We start from the raw sequence: 23126 nt of genomic DNA, 5'->3' as shown, positions 1-23126 counted from the left end.
ATGGTCCCTCGCAGCCGATTTTCCGTCCGCGGGATCAGCCCTCGTCCGGGCTCAGCCGCAGCGAAATGCTGTTGATGCAATACCGCTGGTCCGTCGGCGTCGGATAGCCCTCGCCCTCGAAGACGTGGCCCAGATGCGATCCGCACCGCGCGCACCGCACCTCCGTGCGGGCCATGCCGTGCGAGCGGTCCTCGATCAGCTCGACCGCGTCCGTGTCCTTCGGGTCGTAGAAGGACGGCCAGCCGCAGTGCGACTCGAATTTCGTGTCGGAGCGGAACAGCTCGGCGCCGCACGCCCGACAGGAGTAGACACCCGCCGTCTTGGTGTCGGTGTACTCACCGACGAAGGCGGGCTCGGTGCCGGCCTTGCGCAGGACCTGGTACTCCGCGGGGGACAGCTCGGCACGCCACTGCTCGTCCGGCTTGTCGACGTCGTACGACATGAAAATCGGCTCCCTCAGGTTCTACCTACCGGCCAGACGGGCCAGGATGACCGGACCGAGGTCCGTCACGTCACCCGCGCCCATAGTGAGAACCAGATCGCCCGGCTTCGCCATTCCCGCGATGACGTCGGGGACGGTCGCCTTGTCGTGGACGGCCGTGACATCGGCGCCTGCCGTGCGGGCGGCGTCGATGATCAGGGTGCTGGTGATGCCCGGGATCGGGTCCTCGCGGGCCGGGTAGATGTCGAGGACCACCGAGGCGTCCGCCAGCGCGAGCGCCTGGCCCATCTCCGTGCCCAGTTCCTGCGTACGGGAGAAGAGGTGCGGCTGGAAGACGACCAGCAGCCGGGCGTCCGCCGCCGCGCCGCGCATGGCCTCGATGTCGGCGGTCATCTCGGTCGGGTGGTGCGCGTACGAGTCGATCACCTGGACGCCGGCGGCCTCGCCCTTGAGCTGGAGACGGCGCTTGACGCCGGTGTACTTGCCGATGGCCGAGGCGAGATTGTGCGCCGGGATGCCGAGCGCGACGCCCGCGGCGAGGGCGGCCACGGCATTGTGCGCGTAGTGGCTGCCGGGGACCGAGACGGTGAAGGTGAGGAACCGGCCACCGAGCAGAACCGTGACCTCGCTGGTGAGGCCGCGCGGGGTGACCTTGTGGACGCGGACGTCGGCGGACTCGGACTCGCCGTAGGTGACGACCTTCAGCGTGGACAGGTCGCGGACGCGCGCGGTGAGCTCGACCGCCCCGGGCTGGTCCGCCGAGATCACCAGCGTGCCGCCCGGGACGACCTTGCCGACGAACGTCTCGAAGGAGTCGTAGATCTCGTCCATCGAGGCGTAGTTGGCGTGGTGGTCGAGCTCCACATTGAGGACGATCGCGACCTCGGGGGCGTACTTCTGGAAGCTGCGGTCGCTCTCGTCGGCCTCGGCGACGAAGATGTCGCCCGCACCGTGGCGGGCGTTCGTCCCCGGCCCTTCGAGGTCGCCGCCGATCGCGTACGAGGGGTCGAGCCCCAGCTCGGTGAGGGCCACGGCCAGCATGGACGTCGTGGTGGTCTTGCCGTGGGTACCGGCGACGGCGATCGAGCGCAGCCCGATCATCAGCGAGGCCAGCGCGTCGGAGCGGTGGACGACCGGTACGGAGAGCTCGGTCGCGCGCGCCAGCTCCGGGTTGTCGGCGCGGATCGCGCTGGAGACGACGACGCAGCTGGCGTCGGTCGACAGGTACTCGGCCGCGTGCCCGATGTGGACGGTGGCGCCGAGCGCGCGCAGGGCCTCCGCCGTGGCCGACTCCTTCGCGTCGCTGCCCGCCACCTTCGCGCCGCGCTGGGCGAGGATCTTCGCGATGCCCGACATTCCGGCGCCGCCGATGCCGATGAAGTGCGGGCGTTCCATGGCGCTAGGGACGGCGGGTGCCATGCGTGTGTCTCCCCAAGATGTACGAGTAGAGATGTCCACGTAACGCTGTGCGAGTGCGTGCGAGTACGTGCGGGGCTCCAGCCTATTCGCTGTGCGCGAATAGCTTGAGCACGGGGACGCCGACCTTGTGGCGGGCCCGGGAGGCCCAGTCCCGGTGGAAGAACTCCTCCACATAGTGCGGCGCGGTCAGCACGATCACCTCGTCGGCGCCCGATTCGTCCACCACGGACTTCAGCTTGTCCAGCGGATGGTCCTCGACGACCTGGCCGACGGCCTCGCAGCCCGCCGCCCGGAGCGCCCCGAGCGAGTGCTCCAGGGCGAGCTCGGCGGGGCCCTTGGCATCCTTCCCCTCGGGCTCGTCGCCCTCGCGGACGGCCTCCTTCAGTTCGCCGAGTGCCACGTCGTCGATGGCGCGCAGCAGGAGATCGGCCTGATCGCCCCGGGGCTGCATCAGCACGATGAAGGAGATGTTCTCCTCCCCGTGCAGAGTGGTGACGAATTCAACGTCCTCGGAGGTCAGGGGCTTCTCGATCATCAATACGCTTGTGAACACGTCAGGAGCCCTTCTGCGGAAACCATCCTTCCCCGTGCCCGCACGGGGTCTGCGAGAGTAAGTGTGCCTCGCGGAAACTAACCGGAACGGCAAATTCCGCCGATTGTCAGATGCGACGGTAGCGGGTGAAAAGGAACCCTGCCTCCTCCAGTACCGATGCCAGGGCGAACCTCTCCGGAACAGCCAGCGCCGGTCCGCCCGCGATCCGCTGCGCGTCCCCCGCCGTCAGTGTCGGCGACAGGCTCAGACACAGCTCGTCCAGCGCCCCGGCCGCCACGAACTGACCCAGCAGCCGCGGCCCGCCCTCGGTGAGCAGCCGGACCAGTCCCCGCTCGCCGAGCGCCCGTACCGCCCTGGGCGGCTCCACCCCGGGGCCGTCCCCGGCGATCACCACCTCCGCGCCCGCCTTCTCCGCCGCCCGGATACGGTCCGGGGGCGCCGCGGCCCCCGTCAGCAGCAGCGTCGGAACGAGCGGCTCGGCAAACAGCGGAAGCGAGAGGTCCAGGTCGAGCGAGGCGCTGACCACGGCGATGGCGGGGGCGGGGCCCTGGCCGGCCGCGGCCCGCCGCTCGGCGAAGGCCTCGCGGGCACGGGCGGGGCGGTAGCCCTCGAGGCGTACCGTTTCCGCGCCGACCACGACCGCGTCGGCGAGACCCCGCAGGGTGCCGAAGATCCGCATGTCCGTGTCGGAGGAGATCGGCTGGGAGCGGCCCTCGTGCTGGGCCGCCCCGTCCAGCGTGGAGACCATGTTCGCCCGCAGCCAGGGGCCGCCCCCGTCCGGATACCCATAGGCGTCGGCCAGCTCGTCCAGGGACCACTCGCGGTCCACGGCGGCTGTCGGATCGGTCACAGGGAACAGGCGTCGCATGCTGTGCAGTCTGGCACGGCCCTTACAGTTGGGAACTGTGTCGACAAGCCCCATAACCGAAGCGGCCCCACTGTCCCTGTGCGCCCGCGAGCCGCGCGTACCCGCCGACCGTCTGGTCGCCGAGATGGTGCCGCCGCCGCGCTTCGACTCGGTGCGCTTCGACACCTACGTCCCCGACCCGAACCAGCCCAGCCAGACCGAGGCGGTCACGGTCCTGAGCTCCTTCGCGGCGGGCCTCGGCGGGGCACACGCGAGCGGCGCCGCCAAGCGCAAGTGGTTCAGCAAGAAGCCCGCGGCCCCCACCGGGCCGCGCGGCGTCTATCTCGACGGCGGCTACGGCGTGGGCAAGACCCATCTGCTGGCCTCCCTCTGGCACGCCACCCCGGCGGACGCGTCACTCAAGGCCTTCGGCACCTTTGTGGAGCTGACGAACCTGGTGGGCGCGCTCGGCTTCCAGCAGACCGTGCAGACACTGAGCGGGCACCGGCTGCTCTGCATCGACGAATTCGAACTGGACGACCCGGGCGACACCGTCCTCGTATCGACGCTGCTCGGAAAGCTCGTCGACGCGGGCGTCGCGCTGGCGGCCACCTCCAACACGCTGCCCGGCAAGCTCGGCGAGGGCCGGTTCGCCGCCGCCGACTTCCTCCGCGAGATCCAGGGGCTCTCCGCGCACTTCCGGCCGCTGCGGATCGACGGCGAGGACTACCGTCACCGCGGGCTGCCCGAGGCCCCTCCCCCGTACTCCGACGAGCAGGTCGCCAAGACCGCGTACGCCACCGAAGGCGCGTCCCTGGACGACTTCCCGCATCTCCTCGACCACCTCGCAAAGGTCCACCCGAGCCGGTACGGGGCACTCACCGACGGTCTGCGCGCGGTCTGCCTGACCGATGTCCGGCCCGTCCCCGACCAGTCGACGGCCCTGCGACTGGTCGTACTCGCCGACCGGCTGTACGACCGGGAGGTGCCGGTGCTCGCCTCGGGAATGCCCTTCGACCGGCTCTTCAGCGAAGAGATGCTGAACGGCGGCTATCGGAAGAAGTACTTCCGGGCGATCTCGCGGCTCACCGCGCTGGCCCGGGACGCGAAGGGGCTTGTGGGGCAGTAGGTTTGGGGCTTTGGGGGCCGAAAGCCCTCCTAGTCAGCAGAAGGGGAACCATCATGGCCACCACGCGTACGGCGCACACGGTCTGGGAAGGCGAGCTGCTCAAGGGCTCGGGCACCGTCACCCTCGACTCGTCGGGCATCGGCAGCTACCCGGTCAACTGGCCGTCCCGCGCCGAGCAGGCCAACGGCAAAACCAGTCCCGAGGAGCTCATCGCGGCCGCCCACTCGAGCTGCTTCTCCATGGCCCTCTCGCACGGTCTGACCGGCGCCGGCACCCCGCCCACCCGGCTGGAGACCAAGGCCGATGTGACCTTCCAGCCCGGTGAGGGCATCACCGGCATCCACCTCACGGTGCAGGGCGAGGTCCCCGGTCTCGACGCGGACGCCTTCGCCGCGGCCGCCGAGGACGCCAAGAAGAACTGCCCGGTGAGCCAGGCCCTGGCGGGTACGACGATCACGCTCAGCGCTTCCCTCGCCTGACCCGGCCGGGGCGCGGCGACAAGCACAGCCACACACAAAGGCATAGTGGCCCGCACGGTTCTCGTGTCACCGAACCGCGTGATACACACGTGCGGGTCACATCTCCTGTCCGCCAGCAGGGAGTTGCCCCATGTCCGCAACACGACGTCAAGTCCTGGCTCGTACCGGTGCGTTGAGCGCCGGGATCGCCTTCACCGGTGCTTTCTCCGAACTCTTCGCGGGCACCGCGGCCGCCCGTGGGCACAGCGGGTACGGCCCGCTCGTCCCCGACCCGGCCGGGCTGCTCGATCTGCCGAAAGGTTTCCGCTACCAGGTTCTCTCCCGCGAGGGAGATCCACTGCGCTCGGGCGAGGGCAAGGTTCCCAGCAACCACGACGGCATGTCGGCCTTCGCCGGCCGGCGCGGCCGCGTCCACCTGGTGCGCAACCACGAGAACCGCGTCACCGCCAAGATCGCTGTCCCGGCCGTCGAGGGCCTCACCTACGACCCGATGGGCAAGGGCGGCTGTACGGCCCTTGAGCTGGACAGCCGCAACAATGTGCTGTCCGAGCGCGTCGCCATCGCCGGCACGGCCGTCAACTGTGCGGGCGGGCCCACTCCGTGGGGCACCTGGCTCACCTGCGAGGAGACCGAGGACCGAGCCGGCACCAATGGCTACACCAAGGACCACGGCTTCATTTTCGAGGTCGACGGCGCCGATCCGCGCCGTACCGGAGCCGTACCGCTCACCGCGATGGGCCGGTTCCAGCACGAGGCGATCGCCGTCGATCCGAAGAGCGGGATCGTGTACGAGACGGAGGACGCCTTCGACCGGCCGTTCGGGCTCTTCTACCGCTTCCTGCCGAACAAACCGCTCGGCGGGACGGGCTCGCTGCGCGCGGGCGGGACGCTGGAGGCGATGCGGGTGCCCGGGGCGCCCGACCTGTCCGCGATCCAGGAGACCGGCGCGAGCTTCGACCGGATCGAGTGGGTGCCCGTACCGGACAGCCAGGCGAAGGAGACCCCGGTCCGCCTGCAGGACTTCGGCCCGAAGGGCATCACACACGCCCAGAAGCTGGAGGGCTGCTACTGGGGCGGGAGCTCGGTCTACTTCGTCTCCAGCTTCGCCGTCAGCAAGGCGGGCTCGGCCGCAGACCATTTCGGACAGGTGTGGAAGTACGAGCCGCACCGGCGCCGGCTCACTCTGGTGATCGTCTTCGGTCCGAGCACGGACATCCAGCTGCCCGGCGAATCTCCCGACAACATCTGTCTCGCGCCCGGCGGCGGGCTGATGGTGTGCGAGGACGGCGGGGGCAAGCAGCATGTGTACGGGCTGACGAAGCGCGGCGAGGTCTACCCGATGGCGCGCAACGCTCAGGCAATCACCTCGGCCGCTGCCGCGGCGGGTGGCACGTCCGAGGAGCCGGAATGGGGCGAGTTCGCGGGCGTCAGCTTCTCGCCGGACGGGGAGACCATGTACGTCAACTGCTATACGCCCGGCACGACGTTCGCGGTCACCGGGCCGTGGTGCTGATCCTCTGAGCCACCCGGACGGGGGCGGGTGCGGCGCAACACGTGCGTAACGCAGCCGCCCACGGTCTCAAAGATCGCCTGCATCAATGCTGGTCAGTCTCGCGAAAGGCCTGCCATGGATGCTCCGGATGCCGACTTCCGCCACCCCGTCGACCGACGGCCGCCGCTCGCCGGGCCGGCCAACGTCACGGCGGTGGCGGGCGGCATTCTGGTCGTGCTCGGCCTGGTCCCCAAGCTGGGCGAGGTGGTGGCGGCACCGCCGGGACCGGTCGTCGGCGCGGCGGGCCTCGTGCTCTTCGCCACGGTCACGCTGGTCGGCATCAATACGCTGCGCCGGGTCGACCTGGGGCAGAGCCACAACCTGACCATCGCTTCGGTGTCGCTGGGTGTGGGTCTGCTGCCGGAGACGGCCGACGGGATCTACGACGGATTCCCGTCCTGGGCGCAGATCATCACCGGCAGCGGTACACGAGCGCGGCTGTCACGGCATTCGCGCTGCACCTGCTCTTCCACCACACCACGCTCGCGGGAGCCGGGGTTCCGTCGCACGATCGAGGGAACGGACCGGAGCCGGAAGGGGCACGCGGTGGCCAAGAAGGACGGCAAGAAGGACGAGAAGAAGGCCGCGAAGAAGCAGGCAGGGAAGGACGCGAAGGAGCGCACGGCGAAGGACGGGGGGAAGAGGCAGAAGCGGCCGGCTCAACTCCGTGAGCTGCTGCGCATCCCTGGGGGCGAACCCGTCGACCTCTCCTCGTACGACCCCGGAGCCACCCCGGCCGGCCCTGCGGACAAGGCCGCCGGACTGGCGGCGACAGCCCGGATGGGTGAACGGCTCGCCGCCCTCCAGGAGCGTCTCTACGCGGCGAGCACGACGGGCGACCGCCGCCGGCTCCTCCTCGTGCTCCAGGGCATGGACACCAGCGGCAAGGGCGGCACGCTCAAGCATGTGGTCGGCCTCTTCAACCCGGCCGGCTGCCGGATCAAGGCGTTCAAGACCCCGACGCCCGAGGAGCGGAACCACCCGTTTCTCTGGCGCATCGTCAGGGCCCTGCCGGTGCCCGGCGAGATCGGGGTCTTCGACCGCTCGCACTACGAGGACGTACTGATCGCCCGCGTCCACGAACTGGTCCCGCGCCGCCATCTCGGCAGCCGCTACCGCCAGATCAACGACTTCGAGGAGGAACTCGTCGAGAAGGGGACCACGGTCGTGAAGGTGTTCCTCCACATCAGCTACGAGGAGCAGCGCCGCCGCCTTCTGGCGCGCCTCGACAATCCGGCGAAGCACTGGAAGTTCAGCCCCAGCGACATCGAGGACCGCGCACTGTGGCCGCAATACCAGAAGGCGTACGGGATCGCCCTGAAGCGCTGCTCGACGGAGGCGGCGCCTTGGTACCTCGTACCGTCCGACCGCAAGTGGTACCGCAACTGGGCGATCAGCAAGCTGCTGCTCGAGCACCTCGAGGCACTGGATCCGCAGTACCCCACAGCCGGCTTCGATGTGGAGGAGTGCCGCAAGCGGCTGCTCGAGGCAGCCTGACCGGCTTTACTCGATGACGAGCTCGATCGGCAGGTTGCCGCGGGTGGCCTTGGAGTACGGGCAGTAGGCGTGGGTCTTCTCGAGCAGATCGCGGCCCGCCTCGCCCTGCAGGTGGTCGGGCAGCTCGACCCGCATGATCACGGAGAGGGCGAAGCCGCCGTCGGTGTCCTTGCCGATGCTGACCTCGGCGGTCACCGAGGCGTCCTTGACGTCGATCTTCTCCTGACGGCCGATGGCACCCATGGCGCTGGCGAAGCAGGCGGCGTATCCGGCGGCGAAGAGCTGCTCGGGGTTGGTGCCCTGGCCGTTGCCACCCAGCGCCTGGGGGAAGGCGAGCGGCAGGTCGATGTGGCCGTCGGAGCTGACAGCGCGGCCTTCGCGGCCGTTGGCGGTGGCGACAGCGGTGTAGAGCGCGTCCATGAGTTGCATCCCTTTTCGTCCGTGGAGAACCGTTGACACGATAGTGACACACAATTCAGTTGTGCACAACTGAATGATGTGAGGTATACCCTGGCTCCATGGAGAAGACGACACTGACAACCGTGCCGGACGAGGACTTCCTCCGCCTCGACCACCAGATCTGCTTCTCGCTGCACGCCGCGTCCCGGGCCTTCAACGGCGTCTACCGGATCGCGCTCAAGGACCTCGGCCTCACCTACCCGCAGTATCTGGTGATGCTGGTGCTCTGGGAGCACGGCGAGCTGCCGGTGAAGCGGATCGGCGAGCATCTGCGCCTGGACTCGGGCACCCTGTCACCCCTGCTCAAGCGGCTGGAGTCGGCGGGTTACGTGGAGCGCAGGCGCAGCATCGAGGACGAGCGCTCCGTCACCGCCCGCCCCACCGCCGCGGGCGCCGCGCTGCGCGAGGAGGCACTGGACGTGCCGCGCAGGATCGCGGCCGCGACGGGCATGTCTCTGGACCGGATCCGCGAGCTGCGCGCGGGCCTCGACGCGCTGACCGCCACGCTGGACACGGCCGAACTCGACGGCACGGCCGCCGACTGCGCGGCTGCCGACGAAGAGGCCGAATGACGCCCGGCCCCGGGCATCGGTCGACGCCCGGGGCCGCGTGCTGTCCTGCGGGTGTTGGTGTCAGCCGGCGTTGTGCGCCCCGCCGTTGACCGCGGCGCCGCCGTTGCCTGCCGCCCCGCCGTTGACCGCGGCGCCGCCGTTGCCTGCCGCCCCGCCGTTGACCGCGGCGCCGCCGTTGCCTGCCGCGCCGCCGTTGACCGCGGCACCGGCGTCGGCGCCACCCACGTTGCCGGCGCCCGCGTTGCCCGCGTAACCGTTTCCGGCGCCCGCGTAACCGTTGCCAGCGCCCGCATTACCCGCGCCCGCGTTACCCGCGCCCGCGTTACCCGCGCCCGCGTTGCCCGCGCCCGCGTTGCCCGCGCCCGCGTTGCCCGCGCCCGCATTACCGCCCGCGCCGATCTGGGCGCCCACCGCGGCCAGCGCCGTGGTCACAGGCTGGAAGAACGTCTCGCCGCCCGAGGTGCAGTCTCCGCTGCCGCCCGAGGTGAGGCCGATCGCGTTTCCGTCCTGGGTGAAGAGCGATCCTCCGCTGTCGCCCGGTTCCGCACAGACATTGGTCTGGATGAGACCCGTGACGGTGCCCTCCGGGTAGTTCACCGTGGCGTTCAGACCGGTGACCTGGCCGTCCTTCAGGCCGGTGGTGCTGCCCATACGGAGCACCTGCTGGCCGACAGCCGCGTCGGCGGCCTGCTTGATCTGCACGGTCCGCCCGCCACCGACGTTGACCTCGCTCGGGGCCTGGGTCGCCGGGTCGTCGTACGTGACGAGGGAGAAGTCGCCGTCGCCCGGGAACGTGGCCGCCTGGACGGTGCCGATGGGCGCGCCGTTCTGTTCCGCGGACCACTGCTTGGCGGCGACACCGCAGTGCCCCGCGGTGAGGAAGCCGGGCTGACCGCCCTGGGTGGTCACATTGAAGCCGAGCGAACAGCGCGCGCCGCCGCCGAAGATGGCGTCGCCGCCCGAGACGAAGGGCTTGAACTCTCCTGCCGACTTCTGGATCCGGGCCATGCCGCTGCCCAGAGACTTCACAGTCGACTCGAGCCTGTTCCACTTCTCACCGGCGACCGTGCGGTCCGCCGTGACAAGGATCTGGTTGGTCTTCGGGTCTACGGACCAAGCCGTTCCCGGAATGGTGGCCTTCTCGGCCAGTGTGCTCGCGGCGGACTTCAGTTCGCCCGCGCTGTTCTCGACACTCCTCGCCACCGCGCCGGCCTTGTTGACCTGGTTGACGACCTTGCTGTCGTCGCCGACGACATTGATGATGATCTGTTGCTTGGCGGCGTCGTAGTAGGCCCCGCCGAAGGCCTCGCCGAGCTTCGGGGCCAGCCTTGAGACGAGATCTGCCGCCGATGCGGCGCTCATCGTCTTCGGGTTCGACTGTGCCGCAGAACCGGAACCGGACTGCGAGGCGTTGGCGTGGGGCAGCAGGATGGCCGCTGCGGCGATGCCCGCCGCTCCGGCTCCCGCAAGAACGGCTTTGCGCTTGGGTATTCGCCTGTGACTCAACTCGTCGCCTCCTGTAGGGGGGTGCGGAGTCCGGTTGCCGACGGAAACCGGGGGACGCGTCCGACCCTTGATACGGATGGGGCGGGAGTTGTACTCATCGCCGTTGCAAAAGAAGTTTCCTGACGAACCGTCAATCAGGTCTCCCCGGGGCCTTCATGACGGCAGTCGGCTGCCGCACCGGCTGCAGTAACGTGCGCCGATCTCCCCGGCCGGAAGATCGCAGCCGGGACAGATCCGGTTGAGCAGACATGCCGCTTCGCCGCCTTGCGCCACGGCGGCGCTGCGGATGGCGAGTCCCGGACGGCGGCAGTGCACCGTCACATAGACCAGTCCGTCCTCGTCGGCGAAGAGCGCACGACGGACGCCACGCGGCAGCCAGGCGACGCACCCGGCCGCCAGCTCCTGCCGCCCACCGGTGTCCGTCTCCAGTCGGCCGCTGCCGCTCAGCACACACAGCAACACGTCGAGATCCGGTTCGACATGGCCGGCGACCCGGGCGGCGGGCAGCATGCGGATGATGTTGGCGTCCAGCTGCCGCCCTTCCTCGGACAGGCGCCACAGAGCACCGCCCCGGTCGGCGGGCAGGTCATGAAGCAGGTCGGCGATGTCGGCGAGCACGCCGGCGGGGGGCACAGCCATGTCGTTCCTCCTGAGCACAAGGTCCTCGGAGAGCGGCACCCACGCCTTCGCAACGGAGGACCCGGCGACAGGCAGGCATGCGGTGTTGAACTGCGTCACGGTGCCAGTGCCGCCCCCGAGCAGAGGCCCGGCATCCAACAGGCCCTCCGCTCGGGCATCATTGCACAGTGCAATAGAAACAGCGCACCTTGTGAATCTCCTGTCGTGGCTGCCGGCTCGACGCCGAGGATCCTGGCGTTCGGGAGCCGGTTGTGACGGTCGGCACGGCACGCAGGGGGAAGTACGCAGGGCGCGACCGCGATGTTCAACAGCGCTCCCACCAGCGGGGCGGAGCAGGATGGAAAGAGGCCATGGCCGAACAGACAGCTGCCTCCGGCGGGATGGACGATGTGGAGGCGGTGACCCGAGCCGTGCTGACCGCGTCCCGACTGCTGGTCGCCGTGTCCGCGCGATCCCTGGCCTCGGTCGAGGACCGGGTGACGCTCCCACAGTTCCGGCTGCTGGTCGTGCTGTCCACCCATGGCGCCGCGAAGCTCGTACTGCTCGCGGAGCGACTCGCGGTCAGCCCGTCGACCGCGATGCGCATGGTGGACCGGCTCATCGCCATCGGCCTGGTGGACCGGCAGACCAATCAGGACAACCGGCGCGAGACGGTGCTTCAGCTGACGCAGGAGGGCGTGCGCATCGTCGAGGTCGTGATGGCCAGGCGCCGCCGGGAGATCGCGTCGATCGTCGAGCGCCTGGCCCCCGAGCAGCGCGCGGCGCTGATCGCGGCACTCACCGCGTTCAGCGAGGCGGGCGGGGAACCTGATGCCCCTTCGCGGCCGGTCGAACTCCACCCGCTGGGCTGGACGGGTAGCTGAGCCCGCCTTCTGACGGAACGTAACCCCGGCGCGCGTGCGCCGTGCACTCCTACAGTCCGACTGATCAGATAGTTTCCGTCGGTGATCACTTTTGTACGAAGAATGCTGACCACTGCCGTGATGGGCGCCGTGCTCGTCGGCTGCTCCAGCGGCAACGGTGGCGGTTCCGCCCATCCCTCACCCCGCAGAACGGACGCGGCCGCTTCCGCAAAGCCCGCAGAGCCCGCAGAGCCCGGGAAGCCCGGGAAGCCCGGGGAGCCCGGGGAGCCGCTCACGGACAAGGTGCGGAAGGCTCCGACCCTCGCGCCCGGGCCCGGCGGCCTGACGCCCGTTTTCGAGCGCGCACCCAAGTCGGCCGCGAAGGCCGAGAAAACCGTCGCACTCACCTTCGACGCCGACATGACCGCCGACCAGGGGCCCCGGGCCGAGCGTGGCGAGCGTTTCGACAACCCCGCCCTGATCGCCTCGCTCCGGAGGCTCAACGTCCCTTCGACGGTCTTCATGACCGGCCGCTGGGCCGAGGAGTACCCGTATCAGGCGAAGGAGATCGGCAACGACCCGCTGTTCGAAATCGCCAACCACTCCTACAGCCACTACGCCTTCAAGTCGCCCTGCTACGGCCTGCCGCTGGTCGCGAAGAACGCCATGGCGGCCGAGGTGGACCGGGCCTTCGCCGCGTTCAAGAAGGCCGGGGCCCGGAATGTGGTGCCGTACTTCCGCTTCCCCGGCGGCTGCTACAACGACGCGGCCCTGCGAGCCCTGGCTCCGGCGAAGGTGACCGCAGTCCAGTGGGACGTCGTGAGCGGCGACGCCTTCGCGACGGACGGGGACGCCGTCGCCGAGCAGGTACTCAAGGGCGTGCAGCCGGGGTCGCTGGTGGTGATGCACTGCACGCGCAGCGCCGCGCCGGTCACGGAGCAGGCGGTCCGCAAGATCGTCCCGGAGCTGCGCAGGCGCGGCTACCGCTTTGTGAAGGTCTCCGACCTGATGCGGGGTGCGTGAACGCGCATGGTTGACCGGGGCCGTCCGGCAGCCTGTCCGTCCGCGATCGCCGCACGGGCTGATCATCACCGCACGGGCTGATCATCACCGCACGGGCCTGATCATCGCCGCAGGGGCCTGATCTCAGCCCGAGCAGGCCGTCCGCTGGGCCTCCTGCCACTCGCAGACGGGGCAGAGCGTCGCGCCCTTCACCGACTCCGGGTATTCGGTCGGCTTCCGGCACAGCACGCATTCGGCGAACGGCGGCCCGCCGGCCGCCAGGGGGGCGGCAGGTGTCTCGCAGTACGGCTCCTGCGGCTTGTCCTGCTGGTGCGGCTCGTCCATGCGTACGAGGTTAACTCTCGCCGTCCGCACCGCGGAGCGAGCTCAGCGCACAGGCCAGCGCGCCCGCCACGACCGCGACCAGCAGCGCGGAGATCAGCGGCAGTACGGACAGCTGCACCGTCCCCGTCCGCGAGCCGGTCACCAGCCCGGTCAGGGCGTACTTGGCGGGCGAACCGCTGGTCACCAGCGCCAGCAGCGCGACGAGCGCGGTGGCCGTGAGCGACCAACCCCGCGCGTGCAGCAGCGGCCGCGTGCACAGCGCGCCGACCGCCGCCCCCGTCAGCACACAGACCGCCACGGCGAGCAGCCCCGCGGCCGTGGCGGGAAGCAGTGGGATCGCCACCCGGTTGTCGGCGCTCGTCGCCTTGCTGATCAAGGCGATCACGGTCGTTCCCACAGCGCCCAGTGCCCCCGCGCACGCCACGGCGGCGAGCAGGGACGCCAGATGCACGCGCGGCGGGCTCGTCGCGGCGGCCGCGATGCTGCGAGCGGCCGGGGGCTCCTGGGTTGCGCAGACCCGGACCAGCCAGGCGGTGACCGGCAGCAGCGCGCCGGCGGCGTAGCCGAACGAGTCCAGCACGGGCTGCCCCGACTGCACACCGACGACAAGAAAGATCCCGTACAGCAGGACGGGCGGCAGCCAGCGCTGTGAACGCAGCAGCAGGGCGGTCTGATAGCCGAACAGTGCGGTCATGACGCCACCTGCCCCGTCGTCGTGGCGGCGGCTCCGGTCCGGCTCAACTGGCGGATGTGCCACGGCGGCCGTGCCGTGAGCAGAGCTCTGAGCAGCGCGTCGGAGTGCACCGCCGCCACCGTCAGCACCCTGCTGCCCTCCGGGCCCGGTTCGTGCGTCGGCGCCCCGGGCAGCCCGTCGGGCACCGGCGCACCGGGCGGTCCCGCCACCTCGATCCGCACCAGCGGCCCCTGTTCGGCCGCGCCGGTCCCGCTCCGGCGACGTACCAGAGCGCCCCCGCTCAATACATGGACAGCGTCCACGGCCCCCGCGAGTCGGCGCGGGTCGTGATCGACGAAGACGACTGTGGTCCCGCTCGCGACCCGTTCCACGACCGCTCGGTCGAACTCCTCGCGCGCCACCGTGTCCAGGCCCGTCCACGCCTCGTCGAGCACCAGCAACTCCGGCTCCGCGAGCAGCGCCTGGGCCACTGCCACCTTCTGGCTGGTGCCCTTGGAGAGCTCGGCGAGCGGGGTACGGGCGTGGCCCGCGGCCCCGAAGCGCTCCAGCCACTCGCCGGCCCGCGCCTCGGCGGCCCGGCGCCCGAGACCGTGGATCCGCCCGAGGCGCGTCAGATAGCCGGTCGCGGTGAACGGCAGCGCGGCCGGGAAGCGTTCGGGGACGTACGCCGTACGTGGCCGGCCGCTGATCCGCCCCTCGGTCGGGGCGTCGATCCCGGCCAGCAGCCGCAGCAGGGTGGACTTTCCGCTGCCGTTCGTCCCCTTGACGCGGACCAGGGCCCGCGCGGGCAGCTCGAGATCGACTCCGCGCAGCACCCATGGTCCGCCGAGGCCGTAACGGCGGCCGACTCCTTGGAGTTTCAGTGCGCTGCCGCCTTCTGCGGCGTGAGCTCGCTGGGCCGTACGATCACGAATCCCTCGCCCTGGAGCATCAGCTGGACGGCCTCGCCGGAGCCGCCGCGGATCATCGAGCCGACCGACTGCGAGCGGTGCAGTGAGGTGTGCAGCTGAGCGCTCCAGCCGACGACCGCGTCCGTGTCGACGTACACCGGCTGCTGCGCCGTGACGGGTATCACGATGGGGTTGCCCTCGCAGACGACGGCGAGCTTTCCGTAGCCGGTGAAGACGCTGTTGAAGATGCCGCCGCCGGTCATGCCGGCGCCCTTCACGGTCTTGATCTCGTACGAGAGGGAGGCGTCGAAGCAGAGGACGTTGCGACCGTTGAGGGTGAGCGCATCGCCCTGCTCGATATCGACGATGAAGCAGTTCTGGGCCTCGTGCGCGAACCAGGCCTCTCCCTCCCCACGTACCGCCATCAGCGGCAGGCCCTCGCCCGTCATGGCGCGCTTGAGCATGCCGCCCATGCCCTGGCCCTTGCGCTCGAACTGGAGGTTTCCGCGGAAGGCGACCATTGATCCCTGCCGTGCGTGCATCTCGCCGTTGACGGTGTACTTGACCGATTTGGCGTTCTGCAGACTCATTCCGGGGACCGAAGCCTGCTGCGCCGTGTTCTCCGAGGCAAAGAGATCGCTCTTCATGGCGTGCATCGTCGCCCGGAGGCCTCCGTTCCGCCAATAATCCCGACCGGAACGGCTGGCAGACTGGGCGGTGTGAGCAGCGACGAAACCATCCCCGACAGTCCCTTTCGGCACGAAATCACCTCCCGTGACGAGGCCCGGCAGTTCGTTCTTCCGCTGGTGGTACACATCGAGAAGGCCGAACCCCCGGCCCGTACCGACGCGCTGGAGTCCGCTGCCCGCGCCGTGCTCGACATCCTGAGCGACGAGCGTTCGCTGGGCGAAGGCGAGTGGGCGCAGACGATGCGGGACTGGCAGGACGCCCGGATCCGCAAGGTGGTGCGGCGGGCGCGCGGCGCCGAGTGGCGCAAGGCCGCGGGGCTGCCGGGCATCACCGTGACGAGCGGGACCGCAGAGGTACGGGTCTTCCCGCCCGTCCCACTGGACGGCTGGCCGAAGGAGCTGGCCAAGCTCCAGGTGTCGGGCACGGATCTCGACGACCCCGAGCCGCCCGCCGCGCCCGATCCCACCGCTCCGGTGCTGTGGCTGAGCCCGGATCTGGACATGTCGGCGGGCAAGGCGATGGCGCAGGCCGGCCACGGTGCCCAACTCGCCTGGTGGGAGCTGTCGGAGGCGGACCGCAAGGCGTGGCGCGAGGCCGGCTTCCCGCTCTCGGTGCGCACCGCGGAGCCCGCGCACTGGCGGAAACTCACGGTCAGCGGCCTGCCGGTGGTGCGCGACGCGGGCTTCACCGAGATCGCTCCGGGCTCCTGCACGGTGGTCGCGGATCATCCGTCGCTGCGCGGCTGAACACTGGAGCCCCTCGTTACGTACCTATGAGTACCGCCAAGTAGGTTGAACGCTGTTTCAGCCGGCGGTTGATCTGCCGTGGAACGTATCGGCTCTGGAGGCACTTTGTTGCGGCGCATCAACGGGACAGCACTCATCATCGCGGCCCTGGTCGCCACGGTAGGCGCGCTGGCGTTCCCCGTGTGGTCGTACGCGGACCGTTCCGGCACCGGCCAGGACAATCTCAACGCCGCGGCCGTGTCGACCCAGTGGGGACCACTCACGGCCACGGACCGGGACTTCCTGGTGAAGGTCCGGCTGGCCGGACTCTGGGAGCTGCCCGCAGGACAGCAGGCGATCGAACGCGCCCCGACCAAGGCGATCAAGGACGCGGGCGACCACCTCATCGTCGGCCACACCGACCTCGACAAGCGGGCGCGCGACGTCGCGGCGAAGCTCAGCATCGAACTGCCGAACCAGCCGAACGAGCAGCAGCAGGGCTGGCTGCAGGAGCTGTCGGCGGCAAGCGGCGAGGAGTACGAGCGGAAGTTCGCGAACCTGCTGCGCAACGCGCACGGCAAGGTCTTCGCACTGATCGCCCAGGTCCGGCACACCACCCGGAACACCCTGATCCGGCAGCTGGCGACCGACGCGAACCAGACGGTCCTGGACCACATCACCATGCTGGAGGGGACCGGATTCGTCGACTTCGACGCCATCGCCAACGAGGCGGCCGGCAAGGCGACGGCCAGCCCGACAGGTCCGCCGCCGCCGAACGGCAACCTGCCGCCGCAGCCGGCACCCGTGTCGCCGAGCGGGGACCAGTCCTTCACCTCGCGTCCGTCCACCCAGCCGGGAGCACCGACAGCGATCAACACCAACCGTCCGTGACCCGTCGGTAACTCCGGTCCGCCGGAACCTCAAATCAACCTCTGAACGTCCCCTCCTCCGGATTCACCGCCGTCCGGCGGGGCCATAGGCCCTGCACGCACCGTCACACGGCACGGGGGAGGGGACTCATGGAACTCGGTATAGGCATCGGCTGGCGCCCGGAGATCGCGGACGCGGTGGAGGAACTGCCAGGCGTCGACTGGGTCGAGGTTGTCGCGGAGAACATCTGCCCGGGCCATCTGCCCGCCGCCTTGACCCGCCTGCGCTCGCGCGGCGTCAAGGTCATCCCGCACGGCGTCTCGCTGGGCCTCGGGGGCGCGGACCGCCCGTCCGAGCAGCGGCTCGCCGACCTGGCGGAGCGGGCGACGGCGCTCGGCGCGCCCCTGGTCACGGAGCACATCGCCTTCGTACGGGCCGGTGGCGTGCTCACTGCCTCGCCGCAGCTGGAAGCGGGCCATCTGCTGCCGGTGCCGCGCACCTGGGACGCGCTGAAGGTGCTCTGCGAGAACGTCCGTATCGCGCAGGACGCGCTGCCGGTGCCGCTGGCTCTGGAGAACATCGCGGCACTGATCTCCTGGCCGGACGAGGAGCTCACCGAGGGCCAGTTCCTCGCGGAACTGGTCGAGCGCACGGGCGTACGCCTGCTGATCGACGTGGCCAACCTCCACACGAACCACGTCAACCGGGGCGAGGACCCGTCGGCGGCGCTGGACGAACTCCCGGTCGAGGCGATCGCGTACGTCCATGTCGCGGGCGGCATCGAACGCGACGGTGTCTGGCACGACACCCACGCCCATCCGGTGACCCAGCCGGTCCTGGACGTCCTGACGGAGCTCCGCTCCCGGGTGTCCCCGCCGGGCGTACTGCTGGAGCGGGACGACGACTTCCCGCCCGCGGCCGAGCTCTCGGCGGAACTGACGACGATCCGCGCAACGTTGGCGGCGGCCGCGTCCCCGGGCCCGCACGGGGGGCGCTCGACGGCTTCCGGCCCGCGCGGGGAAGCCCGCGCCCACGAGGGGCCGGCCTGCGGCCGGGTCGAGACGGGTCGGGGGGACTCTCCTGCCCCACGAGAGCGCGTCGCCCTCGACCAGGCCGCCCTCCTCTCCGCACTCGTCGCCGGCACCCCCGCCCCCGAAGGCTTCGACTCCCGGCGCCTGCGCGTGCAGAGCCGTGCCCTCGCCGCCAAGCGGGCCGATGTCGTCGCCAAGGTCGCGCCCGAGCTGCCGGAGATACTCGGCGCGGGCTATCGCGCCGCGTTTCTCGCGTACGCCAAGTCCCGCCCCATGCGCGCCGGGTACCGCCGCGACGCGCTCGACTTCGCCGAGCAGCTCCTCGTCGCCGGGCGGCCCGCGGACGACAACGCCCGGCGCCTGCTGACCCGCTGGTGGGAGGAGCGCGTCGCGCCGCATCCGCCGCGCCGCTCGACCCGTCTCGTACGCGCGGCCCGTGCCGCTCTTGTCAGGAGGTGAGCGGAATGACCCTGCTCGCTGTGTTGGTCTATCTCGCCGTCGGCGCCTCCTCCGTCGCGCTGATCATCCGGGTGTCCGCCGCCCAGCGCCGCCACCCGGCCGGCGGCGGTATCCACGACGTCTACGAGGCCGCCTTCCTCAGCGGCGGCCCCGCCCGGGTGGTGGACGCCGCGCTCGCCGCCCTGCACGCGGACGGCCGGCTCGCCATCGGCGGCCCGGGCATCGTCGCCGTACGGAATCCGGTCGCCCACGACCCGGTCGAGCGCGCGGTACTCGACGAACTCGCCGTCGCCCCGACCGGCGCGCTGCACACACTCCGGATCGCCGCGATGCGCAGCCCCGGCGTGCAGGCGATCGGCGACGGCCTCGCCGCACGCGGGCTGATGGTGCCGCCCGGGCAGAACCGGGTTCCGGCCGTGTGGGGTCTCACCCAGGGCATCCTGTGCGTGCTGGCCCTGCCGCTCGCGTTCGCCCTCACCGTTGTCAGCTTCCTCGCGGACGAATCGGTCGACTCCGGGCCACCGTTCATCGCGTTGGTCCTGCCGGCCCTGATCGCGGGCATCGTGATCGGCTTCATCATGGCGGGCCGCGCCCGGCGCCGGATCAGTACGGCCGGGCGGGACGCGCTCCGCTCGTACCGTGTTCAGTACGCCCAGGCGTACTCACCGGCTCATCTGGTCGCGCTCCACGGCCTGCGTGCCGTGCCGGATCCCGCGCTCCAGGCCCAGTTGACCGCGGCGGCGCGGGTCACCGCAGGCGTCCGAGGAGGCCACTCGGCGTCGAACCACTCGTCCACCTCGTACCCGGACTCGGTGGCCGTGTGGTGCGCCGGATCGAGCCCGGGTTCCGGTTGTGGCAGCTCCAGTTGCGGAGGCTCCTCCGGTGGCGGTTCGAGCTGCGGTGGCGGATCCGGCTCCGCCTGCGGCGGTTCGTCCGGGGGTTCCAGCTGCGGCGGTTCCTCGGGCGGTTCCAGCTGCGGCGGTTCGTCCGGGGGCTCGAGCTGCGGTGGCAGCAGCAGTTCCTGACCCGCACCGACCCCTGGCTCGTACGTCACCTCACGTACTTCATGTCTCCTACTTCACCCAACAGCCCACGGGATCACGCCCGAGCCGACTAGCGTGCTGGACCGCACGCAGGAGGCAGCATGCGTTCCCTCACCGGCACCGGCCTGATCGTCGTCGCTCTGACGGCGACCATCGCCGCGCTTCTCTTCCCGATCTGGTCGTACGACGACCGCTCCGGAACCGGCCTCGCCAATCTCCGGGCAGGTTCCGTCCCCACCCGCTGGGGTCCGCTCTCCGCCGCCGACCGGGACTTCATCGTCCGCGTCAGACTTGCCGGCCTGTGGGAACTCCCCGCAGGCCAGCAGGCCGTCGGCCGCGCCCCGACCGTTGCGGTCAGAGTGGCCGGCGAGCATCTCGTCGAGGGCCACACCTATCTCGACGCCCGCGTCCGCGAGGTCGCGGCGCGGCTCACCATGGAGCTGCCCAGCCAGCCGACGGCCCAGCAGCGGGGCTGGCTGCAGGAGTTCAGCGAAGCGCGCGGCCAGGAGTACGAGACCAAGTTCGCGAACATCCTGCGCCGGGCCCACGGCAAGGTCTTCTCCCTCGTCGCCGACATCCGCAACAGCACCCGCAACACACTCGTGCGCGCACTGGCCGACGACGCCAACACCACCGTCCTCGACCACATCAACGTCCTTGAGGCAACCGGCCTCGTCGACTACGACGCCATCGCCGCCGACGACGCCGCCACGACGACCGCGAGCCCCACCGGGCCGCCACCGCCCGTCCGCGGCGCGACACCGCCGCCGGCCGGCCCCGCCACGCCGACACCGACCCCGTTCTTCCCGCTGCCGCCCCCGGTCTCCCGCCCACGCCCCACCGTCACGAACGAATAACTCCCGGTCCACATGGTGAACAGCCCATGGCGGACCGGAGGACAACTCGCGTAGAACTCGGCCATGTTCTCGGTCCTCTTCGTGCTGGTCGCATGGGCCGCGGCGGGCACCAGCTGCGCCCGGCTCTGTCTCGCTGCCGTAGAAGCCGCTCGCCCCGCCGCCGAGAGCCCCGGCCGGAAGCAGGCGCTGACTCTGTACGAGGCCGCGTTCCTGGCCGGCGGCCCGCACCGGGTCACCGATCTCACCCTCGTCTCCATGCACCGCCGCCGCAGGCTGCTGCTCGCGCACACCGGCTGGGCCACGGTCGTCGACCCGGAGTGCGAGGACGATCTGGAGCGCTCGGTCATCGGAGCGATAGGGCCGGCGGGGCAGGCCCGGACAGCGGCGGTACGAGCCGCTGCGTCCGCCGCGGACGCGGTACGGGCGCTGGCCGACCGCCTCGTCAGCGCCGGCCTCGCGGTTCCCGACAACGTCAGGTCGCACGTCGCCTCCGCCGTGCGCGGTGTGCAGGGCGCCACCGTACTCACCGTGGCGCTGGCGGCCGCCACGCTGCTGCTTCCTCAGGAGCAGGGCGCCGACGCCCCGGTCCTCGCCTGGTTCGCGCTGCCCCTGCTGCTCACTCTCGGCTGTCTCGCCATTGCGCGGGTCGAGGTGCATCCGTACACCCGCTGGGCCTCGCCCGCCGGTCAGCGACTGCTCGGCTCGCTCTCCCCCAGGAGTGGCGGCGACGAGCGCGCGTTCCTGACCGCAGTCGCCGTCCGCGGTGTCGGCGCCGTCGACGATCCGGTCCTGCGTGCGGCGCTCACCGGCGGCCGTACGGCGCATCGGAGTCATTGACCCCGACACCGGACATCGGTGCTTTACATCGTTAATCGTCCCGCCAAGGATCCCTTTCGTCCCGTGGCCGCCGGCCGCCGTGCACGCGAAAGGAACGCGATGAGAGCAGTTGCGAAGTACGGGGCCGTGACAAGCCTCGGTTCCTTGGTTCTGTCCGCTCTCGTCGTCGCTCCGGCCGGCGGTGCCACCACCGCTTCCGCCGCGTCGCACGGCACGGCCGTCGCGGCCGCGCGTGCCGCCGCGGCGGGCATCGCCTTCGGACGCTGCCCCGAAGCCGAGATGCTGCCCGATTCGATCCAGTGCGGCACGGTGAAGGTCCCGCTCGACTACGCCGAACCCGCCGGCCGGCAGATCGAGCTGACGGTCAGCCGCGGGAAGGCGACCGGCAAGCCGGCCGAGTACCAGGGCGCGTTCATCTACAACCCCGGCGGTCCCGGCGCCTCCAGCATGTACTTCCCGATGGCCGCCGCGCTCCCCGAGTGGAAGGGCATCGCCCGCGCCTACGACATCGTCGGCTACTCCCCGCGCGGTGTCGGCCGCTCCGCGCCGCTCTCCTGCATGGCCCCGGCCGACTTCCTCAAGGCGCCGACCCCGGCACCGGTCCAGCCCTCCCCCTCGTACAAGCAGGAGCGGATCGCGCAGGCGAAGGCGTACGCGCAGGGCTGCGCGCGCAACGCGGGACAGGCGCTGCGCCACTACACCTCGCTCAACAACGCCCGTGACCTGGAGGTGCTGCGGGCGGCGCTCGGGGAGCAGAAGCTGACCTTCATGGGCGCCTCGTACGGCACCTACTTCGGCGCCCTGTACGCGACCCTCTTCCCGTCCCATGTGCGCCGCATGGTCTTCGACTCGGCGGTCAACCCGGCCACGGAGCAGATCTGGTACCGCAACAACCTCGACCAGTCGTTCGCTTTCGAGAGCCGCTGGGCGGACTTCCGCGTCTGGGTCGCCAAGCACGACAAGACGTACCACCTGGGCGCCACACCCGAGGCGGTGGCGCGCAGTTACGAGCGGGTGCGTGCCCGGCTGGCCGAAAAGCCGGCGGGCGGCAAGGTCGGCCCCGGCGAACTGCACGCGGCGTTCCTGGCGGTCGGCTACTACGACGGCTACTGGACGCGGCGCGCCGGCGCCCTGTCCGAGTATCTGAAGGGCAATGCGAAGCCGCTGATCGCCCAGGCGGCGCCGGAGGCGGCCGAGGCGCGGGAGGCGGAGAACGGCCAAGCCGTCTACACCGCCGTCGAGTGCAACGACGCTCCGTGGCCGACGGAGTGGAAGGTGTGGGACCGCGACAACAGCGCGCTGGCGCGCAAGGCACCCTTCGAGACCTGGGACAACGCCTGGATGAATCTGCCGTGCGCCTTCTGGCCGGCTCCGCGGCAGCAGCCGCTGGAGGTGCGCACGCAGCGCGGTGCGCTGCCTCCGGTGCTGATCCTGGCGGCGCAGCGGGACGCGGCGACGCCGTACAAGGGGGCGCTTGAGCTGGCGCGGCGGCTGAAGGGTTCGGTGCTGATCACGGAGGAGAAGGCCGGTACGCACGGCATCGGCGGCGGCGACAACAAGTGCGTCAACGGCTATCTGGAGGACTACCTGCTGCACGGGAGGACGCCGGTGCGGCGCGCCTCGTGCGCGCCGCACCCGGAGCCGGACCCGGTGTCGCTGGACCGCAGGGCGGCGAGCCCCAGGCTGCCGCATGCCGTCTGATCTTCCGGGTCGGGGATGGCCGGGCCCGCTCCGTGCGGGCCCGGCC

At 70.7% G+C, this 23126-nt stretch carries 25 protein-coding genes and 1 pseudogene; 15 read left to right on the top strand and 11 right to left on the bottom strand.

Annotation, left to right across the window (positions count from 1 at the left end; translation table 11 throughout):
* Positions 1 to 34: 34 nt before the first annotated feature.
* From msrB to OG735_RS32435, 4 genes are all read right to left on the bottom strand, one after another.
* Complete coding sequence (gene msrB / locus OG735_RS32450; protein ID WP_327326692.1) at positions 35 to 442, bottom strand: peptide-methionine (R)-S-oxide reductase MsrB; 408 nt, start codon at positions 440 to 442, stop codon at positions 35 to 37.
* A 21-nt stretch (positions 443 to 463) separates the two neighbouring features.
* Complete coding sequence (gene murC, locus OG735_RS32445; protein WP_327326691.1) at positions 464 to 1861, bottom strand: UDP-N-acetylmuramate--L-alanine ligase; 1398 nt, start codon at positions 1859 to 1861, stop codon at positions 464 to 466.
* A gap of 82 nt (positions 1862 to 1943) precedes the next feature.
* Positions 1944 to 2414, bottom strand: a complete 471-nt coding sequence (locus OG735_RS32440) for an indole-3-glycerol phosphate synthase (RefSeq protein WP_327326690.1) — start codon at positions 2412 to 2414, stop codon at positions 1944 to 1946.
* A gap of 106 nt (positions 2415 to 2520) precedes the next feature.
* Complete coding sequence (locus OG735_RS32435) at positions 2521 to 3282, bottom strand: pyrimidine reductase family protein (RefSeq protein WP_327326689.1); 762 nt, start codon at positions 3280 to 3282, stop codon at positions 2521 to 2523.
* Here OG735_RS32435 and zapE point away from each other — a divergent pair.
* The 5 genes and pseudogenes from zapE (at position 3281) to OG735_RS32410 (ending at position 7918) form a co-directional block, all read left to right on the top strand.
* A complete protein-coding gene (gene zapE, locus OG735_RS32430; RefSeq protein WP_327326688.1) occupies positions 3281 to 4390 on the top strand; it encodes a cell division protein ZapE in 1110 nt (369 codons plus the stop codon). The two genes, OG735_RS32435 and zapE, sit on opposite strands and share 2 nt — an antisense overlap.
* Before the next feature lie 53 nt (positions 4391 to 4443).
* Positions 4444 to 4869, top strand: coding sequence for an OsmC family peroxiredoxin (locus OG735_RS32425; protein ID WP_327326687.1), 426 nt, complete (start codon positions 4444 to 4446; stop codon positions 4867 to 4869).
* A gap of 130 nt (positions 4870 to 4999) precedes the next feature.
* Positions 5000 to 6382 (top strand): alkaline phosphatase PhoX, encoded by a 1383-nt coding sequence (locus OG735_RS32420; protein ID WP_327326686.1) that lies wholly within the window; start codon positions 5000 to 5002, stop codon positions 6380 to 6382.
* Positions 6383 to 6496: 114 nt separating this feature from the next.
* Positions 6497 to 6772, top strand: a pseudogene (locus OG735_RS32415) (solute carrier family 23 protein); the annotation flags it as partial.
* Positions 6773 to 7093: 321 nt separating this feature from the next.
* Complete coding sequence (locus OG735_RS32410) at positions 7094 to 7918, top strand: PPK2 family polyphosphate kinase (protein WP_327328526.1); 825 nt, start codon at positions 7094 to 7096, stop codon at positions 7916 to 7918.
* A 6-nt stretch (positions 7919 to 7924) separates the two neighbouring features.
* On the opposite strand, the gene OG735_RS32405 is transcribed toward OG735_RS32410, so the two are convergent.
* Entirely contained in the window at positions 7925 to 8338 is a 414-nt protein-coding gene (locus OG735_RS32405; protein WP_327326685.1) for an organic hydroperoxide resistance protein, read from the bottom strand.
* 98 nt (positions 8339 to 8436) lie between these two features.
* On the opposite strand from OG735_RS32405, the gene OG735_RS32400 reads away from it, so the two are divergent.
* On the top strand, positions 8437 to 8949 hold the full coding sequence (locus OG735_RS32400; RefSeq protein WP_327326684.1) for a MarR family winged helix-turn-helix transcriptional regulator: 513 nt from the start codon (positions 8437 to 8439) through the stop codon (positions 8947 to 8949).
* Between the two features lie 60 nt (positions 8950 to 9009).
* Here OG735_RS32400 and OG735_RS32395 read toward each other — a convergent pair whose 3' ends face one another.
* Together OG735_RS32395 and OG735_RS32390 are read right to left on the bottom strand one after the other, a co-directional pair.
* Positions 9010 to 10455 carry a S1 family peptidase gene (locus tag OG735_RS32395; protein WP_327326683.1) on the bottom strand — a complete coding sequence of 482 codons (1446 nt, stop codon included), beginning with the start codon at positions 10453 to 10455 and terminating at the stop codon, positions 9010 to 9012.
* A gap of 153 nt (positions 10456 to 10608) precedes the next feature.
* Entirely contained in the window at positions 10609 to 11094 is a 486-nt protein-coding gene (locus OG735_RS32390; protein WP_327326682.1) for a cupin domain-containing protein, read from the bottom strand.
* 350 nt (positions 11095 to 11444) lie between these two features.
* Between OG735_RS32390 and OG735_RS32385 the strand changes: the two genes are divergently transcribed.
* Together OG735_RS32385 and OG735_RS32380 are read left to right on the top strand one after the other, a co-directional pair.
* Positions 11445 to 11957, top strand: a complete 513-nt coding sequence (locus OG735_RS32385; RefSeq protein ID WP_327326681.1) for a MarR family winged helix-turn-helix transcriptional regulator — start codon at positions 11445 to 11447, stop codon at positions 11955 to 11957.
* Positions 11958 to 12059: 102 nt separating this feature from the next.
* On the top strand, positions 12060 to 12959 hold the full coding sequence (locus OG735_RS32380; protein WP_327326680.1) for a polysaccharide deacetylase family protein: 900 nt from the start codon (positions 12060 to 12062) through the stop codon (positions 12957 to 12959).
* A gap of 123 nt (positions 12960 to 13082) precedes the next feature.
* Here the strand turns inward: OG735_RS32380 and OG735_RS32375 are convergent, their stop codons facing one another.
* The 4 genes from OG735_RS32375 to OG735_RS32360 are packed head-to-tail and all read right to left on the bottom strand — an operon-like array spanning position 13083 to position 15514.
* Positions 13083 to 13283, bottom strand: coding sequence for a hypothetical protein (locus OG735_RS32375; RefSeq protein WP_327326679.1), 201 nt, complete (start codon positions 13281 to 13283; stop codon positions 13083 to 13085).
* A gap of 10 nt (positions 13284 to 13293) precedes the next feature.
* Positions 13294 to 13977 (bottom strand): ABC transporter, encoded by a 684-nt coding sequence (locus OG735_RS32370; RefSeq protein ID WP_327326678.1) that lies wholly within the window; start codon positions 13975 to 13977, stop codon positions 13294 to 13296.
* The gene (locus tag OG735_RS32365; RefSeq protein WP_327326677.1) at positions 13974 to 14792 is read right to left on the bottom strand and encodes an ABC transporter ATP-binding protein; all 819 of its coding nucleotides are present in this window, start codon (positions 14790 to 14792) and stop codon (positions 13974 to 13976) included. The genes OG735_RS32370 and OG735_RS32365 overlap by 4 nt, the downstream gene beginning before the upstream one ends.
* 44 nt (positions 14793 to 14836) lie before the next feature.
* Positions 14837 to 15514: an AIM24 family protein gene (locus OG735_RS32360; RefSeq protein WP_327326676.1), complete on the bottom strand. Its 678-nt coding sequence runs from the start codon at positions 15512 to 15514 to the stop codon at positions 14837 to 14839.
* A 72-nt stretch (positions 15515 to 15586) separates the two neighbouring features.
* On the opposite strand from OG735_RS32360, the gene OG735_RS32355 reads away from it, so the two are divergent.
* The 7 genes from OG735_RS32355 to OG735_RS32325 all read left to right on the top strand — a co-directional run bounded on the left by OG735_RS32355 (position 15587) and on the right by OG735_RS32325 (position 23080).
* A complete protein-coding gene (locus OG735_RS32355) occupies positions 15587 to 16303 on the top strand; it encodes an aminoacyl-tRNA hydrolase (protein ID WP_327326675.1) in 717 nt (238 codons plus the stop codon).
* A 108-nt stretch (positions 16304 to 16411) separates the two neighbouring features.
* Positions 16412 to 17173 (top strand): DUF4142 domain-containing protein, encoded by a 762-nt coding sequence (locus OG735_RS32350; RefSeq protein ID WP_327326674.1) that lies wholly within the window; start codon positions 16412 to 16414, stop codon positions 17171 to 17173.
* Positions 17174 to 17301: 128 nt separating this feature from the next.
* The gene (locus OG735_RS32345) at positions 17302 to 18642 is read left to right on the top strand and encodes a DUF692 domain-containing protein (RefSeq protein WP_327326673.1); all 1341 of its coding nucleotides are present in this window, start codon (positions 17302 to 17304) and stop codon (positions 18640 to 18642) included.
* Between the two features lie 5 nt (positions 18643 to 18647).
* Entirely contained in the window at positions 18648 to 19667 is a 1020-nt protein-coding gene (locus OG735_RS32340; protein ID WP_327326672.1) for a TIGR04222 domain-containing membrane protein, read from the top strand.
* Between the two features lie 119 nt (positions 19668 to 19786).
* Positions 19787 to 20542 (top strand): DUF4142 domain-containing protein, encoded by a 756-nt coding sequence (locus OG735_RS32335; protein WP_327326671.1) that lies wholly within the window; start codon positions 19787 to 19789, stop codon positions 20540 to 20542.
* A 63-nt stretch (positions 20543 to 20605) separates the two neighbouring features.
* Entirely contained in the window at positions 20606 to 21379 is a 774-nt protein-coding gene (locus OG735_RS32330) for a TIGR04222 domain-containing membrane protein (protein WP_327326670.1), read from the top strand.
* A gap of 99 nt (positions 21380 to 21478) precedes the next feature.
* Complete coding sequence (locus OG735_RS32325) at positions 21479 to 23080, top strand: alpha/beta hydrolase (protein WP_327326669.1); 1602 nt, start codon at positions 21479 to 21481, stop codon at positions 23078 to 23080.
* Positions 23081 to 23126: the final 46 nt, after the last annotated feature.

This window comes from Streptomyces sp. NBC_01210 (assembly GCF_036010325.1).
Lineage (GTDB): Bacteria > Actinomycetota > Actinomycetes > Streptomycetales > Streptomycetaceae > Streptomyces.
This window is presented reverse-complemented; position numbering and strand designations above follow the sequence as displayed.

What these genes read in the sequence shown, in the direction of transcription:
- OG735_RS32375 (WP_327326679.1), bottom strand. Translation starts at nt 13,283, where the DNA reads ATGGACGAGCCGCACCAGCAGGACAAGCCGCAGGAGCCGTACTGCGAG.
- msrB (WP_327326692.1), bottom strand. Translation starts at nt 442, where the DNA reads ATGTCGTACGACGTCGACAAGCCGGACGAGCAGTGGCGTGCCGAGCTG.
- OG735_RS32360 (WP_327326676.1), bottom strand. Translation starts at nt 15,514, where the DNA reads ATGAAGAGCGATCTCTTTGCCTCGGAGAACACGGCGCAGCAGGCTTCG.
- OG735_RS32325 (WP_327326669.1), top strand. Translation starts at nt 21,479, where the DNA reads ATGAGAGCAGTTGCGAAGTACGGGGCCGTGACAAGCCTCGGTTCCTTG.
- OG735_RS32425 (WP_327326687.1), top strand. Translation starts at nt 4,444, where the DNA reads ATGGCCACCACGCGTACGGCGCACACGGTCTGGGAAGGCGAGCTGCTC.
- OG735_RS32400 (WP_327326684.1), top strand. Translation starts at nt 8,437, where the DNA reads ATGGAGAAGACGACACTGACAACCGTGCCGGACGAGGACTTCCTCCGC.
- OG735_RS32330 (WP_327326670.1), top strand. Translation starts at nt 20,606, where the DNA reads ATGTTCTCGGTCCTCTTCGTGCTGGTCGCATGGGCCGCGGCGGGCACC.
- OG735_RS32340 (WP_327326672.1), top strand. Translation starts at nt 18,648, where the DNA reads ATGACCCTGCTCGCTGTGTTGGTCTATCTCGCCGTCGGCGCCTCCTCC.
- OG735_RS32370 (WP_327326678.1), bottom strand. Translation starts at nt 13,977, where the DNA reads ATGACCGCACTGTTCGGCTATCAGACCGCCCTGCTGCTGCGTTCACAG.
- OG735_RS32435 (WP_327326689.1), bottom strand. Translation starts at nt 3,282, where the DNA reads ATGCGACGCCTGTTCCCTGTGACCGATCCGACAGCCGCCGTGGACCGC.
- OG735_RS32335 (WP_327326671.1), top strand. Translation starts at nt 19,787, where the DNA reads ATGCGTTCCCTCACCGGCACCGGCCTGATCGTCGTCGCTCTGACGGCG.
- OG735_RS32405 (WP_327326685.1), bottom strand. Translation starts at nt 8,338, where the DNA reads ATGGACGCGCTCTACACCGCTGTCGCCACCGCCAACGGCCGCGAAGGC.
- OG735_RS32420 (WP_327326686.1), top strand. Translation starts at nt 5,000, where the DNA reads ATGTCCGCAACACGACGTCAAGTCCTGGCTCGTACCGGTGCGTTGAGC.
- murC (WP_327326691.1), bottom strand. Translation starts at nt 1,861, where the DNA reads ATGGCACCCGCCGTCCCTAGCGCCATGGAACGCCCGCACTTCATCGGC.
- OG735_RS32345 (WP_327326673.1), top strand. Translation starts at nt 17,302, where the DNA reads ATGGAACTCGGTATAGGCATCGGCTGGCGCCCGGAGATCGCGGACGCG.
- OG735_RS32390 (WP_327326682.1), bottom strand. Translation starts at nt 11,094, where the DNA reads ATGGCTGTGCCCCCCGCCGGCGTGCTCGCCGACATCGCCGACCTGCTT.
- OG735_RS32385 (WP_327326681.1), top strand. Translation starts at nt 11,445, where the DNA reads ATGGCCGAACAGACAGCTGCCTCCGGCGGGATGGACGATGTGGAGGCG.
- OG735_RS32380 (WP_327326680.1), top strand. Translation starts at nt 12,060, where the DNA reads ATGCTGACCACTGCCGTGATGGGCGCCGTGCTCGTCGGCTGCTCCAGC.
- zapE (WP_327326688.1), top strand. Translation starts at nt 3,281, where the DNA reads ATGCTGTGCAGTCTGGCACGGCCCTTACAGTTGGGAACTGTGTCGACA.